The 3,307-nt window shown below is 66.3% G+C and carries 3 protein-coding genes; all 3 read left to right on the top strand.

The genetic code is table 11. From position 1 onward, the window contains the following. The first annotated feature begins 43 nt into the window (after positions 1-43). The 3 genes from rfbA (at position 44) to I6U14_RS12175 (ending at position 2,927) form a co-directional block, all read left to right on the top strand. Entirely contained in the window at positions 44-928 is an 885-nt protein-coding gene (gene rfbA, locus I6U14_RS12185) for a glucose-1-phosphate thymidylyltransferase RfbA (RefSeq protein WP_296899678.1), read from the top strand. A 118-nt stretch (positions 929-1,046) separates the two neighbouring features. Next, positions 1,047-1,598, top strand: a complete 552-nt coding sequence (gene rfbC, locus I6U14_RS12180; protein WP_296899676.1) for a dTDP-4-dehydrorhamnose 3,5-epimerase — start codon at positions 1,047-1,049, stop codon at positions 1,596-1,598. A 348-nt stretch (positions 1,599-1,946) separates the two neighbouring features. Next, positions 1,947-2,927, top strand: a complete 981-nt coding sequence (locus I6U14_RS12175; protein ID WP_296899675.1) for a GDP-L-fucose synthase — start codon at positions 1,947-1,949, stop codon at positions 2,925-2,927. Positions 2,928-3,307 lie beyond the last annotated feature (380 nt).

Here is a 3,307-nt window from a genome sequence, read left to right as displayed (position 1 = left end):
GCCGCTCCCACAGATCACGCATGAATACTCAGCAGGAGAAGCGATGACGCGCAGAGGCATCATCCTCGCCGGCGGCTCCGGCACCCGACTGCACCCGCTGACGCTCTCGCTCAGCAAGCAACTGTTGCCGGTGTACGACAAGCCCATGATCTACTACCCGCTGTCGGTGCTCATGATGGCAGGTATCCGCGAGATCCTGGTCATCACCACACCGCGGGACGAGCCTGCCTTCCGTGCCCTGCTCGGCAACGGCAGCCAATGGGGTATTACGCTGGACTACGCCGTACAGCCGGAGCCGGGCGGCTTGGCGCAGGCGTTTATCATCGGCCGCGATTTCATCGACGGGCAGCCGAGCTGCCTGATTCTCGGCGACAACATCTTTTACGGTCATGGGCTCATCAACAGCCTGAAGGCCGCCGCCGCCCGCGATGACGGCGCAACGGTATTCGGCTACTGGGTACGGGACCCGGAGCGCTACGGCGTCGCCGAGTTCGCCGCGGACGGCAGCGTCATCGGCCTCGAGGAAAAGCCCGCGAGGCCCAAGTCCAACTACGCCGTCACCGGCATCTATTTCTACGACGAGCAAGCCTGCGGCCTGGCGGCGGAGCTGGCGCCGTCCCCCCGCGGTGAGCTCGAGATCACGGACCTGAACCGCCGCTATCTGGAGCAGGGCACGCTCCGCCTGGAGCGCCTCGGCCGCGGCATCGCCTGGCTCGACACCGGCACGCACGAGTCTTTGATCCAGGCCGCCAACTTCATCGAGACCATCGAGCAGCGCCAAGGGCTCAAGGTGTGCTCACCCGAGGAAGTCGCCTACCAGCACCGCTGGATCGACGCCGACGAGCTCATGGCCATCGCCGAGCCGCTGCGAAAGAGCGGTTATGGCGAATACCTGCTGAGCCTGCTGCATCGTGAGCAGGAGCCATGAGCACGCCCTGTGGGAGCATCCTCTGGCCGCGACGCCGGCCGCGCCGCCCTGTCGCGGCAGGGATGCCGCTCCCACAGCGCATCCTCGAATTGAACCTCATTGAGCCGCCGCACCTGACATGAACGTCACACCCACCGACTTGCCGGATGTCCTGCTCATCGAGCCAAAGATTCACGGCGACCACCGCGGCTGGTTCGTCGAGAGCTGGCAGCGCGAGCGCTACCGCGAGGCGGGCATCGACGCCGACTTCGTGCAGGACAACCAGTCCTTCTCCGCGCGCGGCATCCTGCGCGGGCTGCACATACAGAATCCCCATGGGCAGGGTAAGCTGGTGCAGGTGATCCAGGGCGAGGTCTTCGACGTCGCCGTCGACGTGCGCCGCAGCTCACCCCATTTCGGACGCTGGGCCGGCGCCTACCTCACGGGCGAGAACAAGCACCAGCTCTGGGTCCCGACGGGCTTCCTGCACGGGTTTCTCGTGCTGTCCGAGACGGCGCTGTTCAGCTACAAATGCACGGACCTGTATCATCCGGAAACCCAGTTCGCCGTGCGCTGGGATGACCCGGACATCGGCATCGACTGGCCCTGGCACGGCGAGCCGCAGCTCTCCGACAAAGACCGCGAAGCCCCCTTTCTGCGGGACATCCCGCGCGAGCGGCTCCCGGGCTGACCCGACGCATCCCGCAAAAGAGCGATGGACCCACCGCAGCTGACATCCATACCGAGGGGCTGGCGCCGCGTGCCCCGCATCGAGCCGGGCACGCGGCGAGCCGGCTGAAAGCCGGCGCTCCCGGTCGGCGCTCCCAGTCGGCACCCCCAGTCTGCGCAGCGTCGGCAACGCGCAGCGTGCCCGTCAGCAGCGGCGCCGAGACTGCCCGCCGACGTTTGTACAACAGCCGGCGTCGGGAAACCGCCCAATGTCTGAACAGGCCCGGCTCCGCCCGATTTTTGGGCAGAATGCCCAATAAATCGGTATCTCCCTAAGCAACGGCAGCCCAAAACCCAGCCGGAACCCGTGATGTCCGAGCAGATCGACCCCCAGAGACCAATCTACGTCGCCGGCCACCGCGGCATGGTGGGCGCCGCCTTGGTACGTGCACTGCGCGCGGCGGGCCACCAGAACATCCTCACCCGCACCCACGCCGAGCTCGATCTCACCAATCAGGCGGCCGTCGCGAACTTCTTTGCGGCAGCGCGCCCGGCGCAGGTCTATCTCGCGGCCGCCAAGGTCGGCGGCATCCACGCCAACGACACCTACCCCGCAGACTTCATCTATGACAACCTGATGATCGAGGCCAACGTCATCCACGCCGCCTGGCAGCAGGGCGTGGAGCGGCTGTTGTTCCTCGGCAGCTCCTGCATCTATCCCAGGCTCGCCGAGCAGCCCATGCGCGAAGACGCCCTGCTCACGGCCCCGCTCGAGCCCACCAACGAGCCCTACGCCATTGCCAAGATTGCCGGCATCAAGCTCTGCGAGTCCTACAACCGCCAGCATGGCACGGACTTCCGCAGCGTCATGCCAACCAATCTATACGGCCCGGGGGACAACTTCGACCTGGCCAACAGCCATGTCATCCCAGCCCTGATCCGCAAATTCCACGAGGCCAAAGCCGCCGGCGCCGATCACGTCATTGTTTGGGGCAGCGGCAAGCCGCGGCGGGAATTCCTGCACGTGGATGATATGGCCGCCGCCTGTCTGCACGTGATGAGCCTGGACGCAGATGCCTACCAGGCCCACACGCAGCCGCGCCTGTCGCACATCAACGTCGGCACCGGTGTAGACGTGACCATCGCCCAGCTCGCAGAACTGGTGGGTGAGGTGGTTGGCTTTACCGGCGAGATCCGCCTGGACCCGACCAAGCCCGACGGCGCACCCCGAAAGCTCCTGGACGTGAGCAGACTCAGGGCCCTCGGCTGGGAGGCCCGGATTGGGCTCCGCGAAGGCTTGGTCCAGGCCTATGACTGGTTCTTGGCCCACCAACCCGAGCTGCGCACCTGATCCGATGGCGAACAATCAGCGCAAAGCCGCTGCAGCTTTCGGGTGGACCAGCGAAGCGCAGTCCACCAACCGGCCTAACAGCGGCGTCGGTGGATTTCGCTGCGCGCATCCACCCCAAAGACTTGGACCGTCCCGTCGGCCTGATCGCGGTAGGGATGCCGCTCCCACACAGCACCGGCACACTGTGGGAGCGGCATCCCTGCCGCGACTGGCTTCCAGCGCACCGCCAACACCCATCGCGGCCAGAGGCCGCTCCCACACAGCGCCGGCACACTGTGGGAGCGGCATCCCTGCCGCGACAGACTTCCAGAGCATCGCCACACCAATCGCGGCCAGAGGCCGCTCCCACACACCGCCGGCACACTGTGGGAGCGGCATCC

Source organism: Thiohalocapsa sp. (assembly GCF_019695415.1).
Lineage (GTDB): Bacteria > Pseudomonadota > Gammaproteobacteria > Chromatiales > Chromatiaceae > Thiohalocapsa.
The sequence above is the reverse complement of the archived record's forward strand: the minus strand, read 5'-3'. Positions and strand labels throughout refer to the sequence as shown.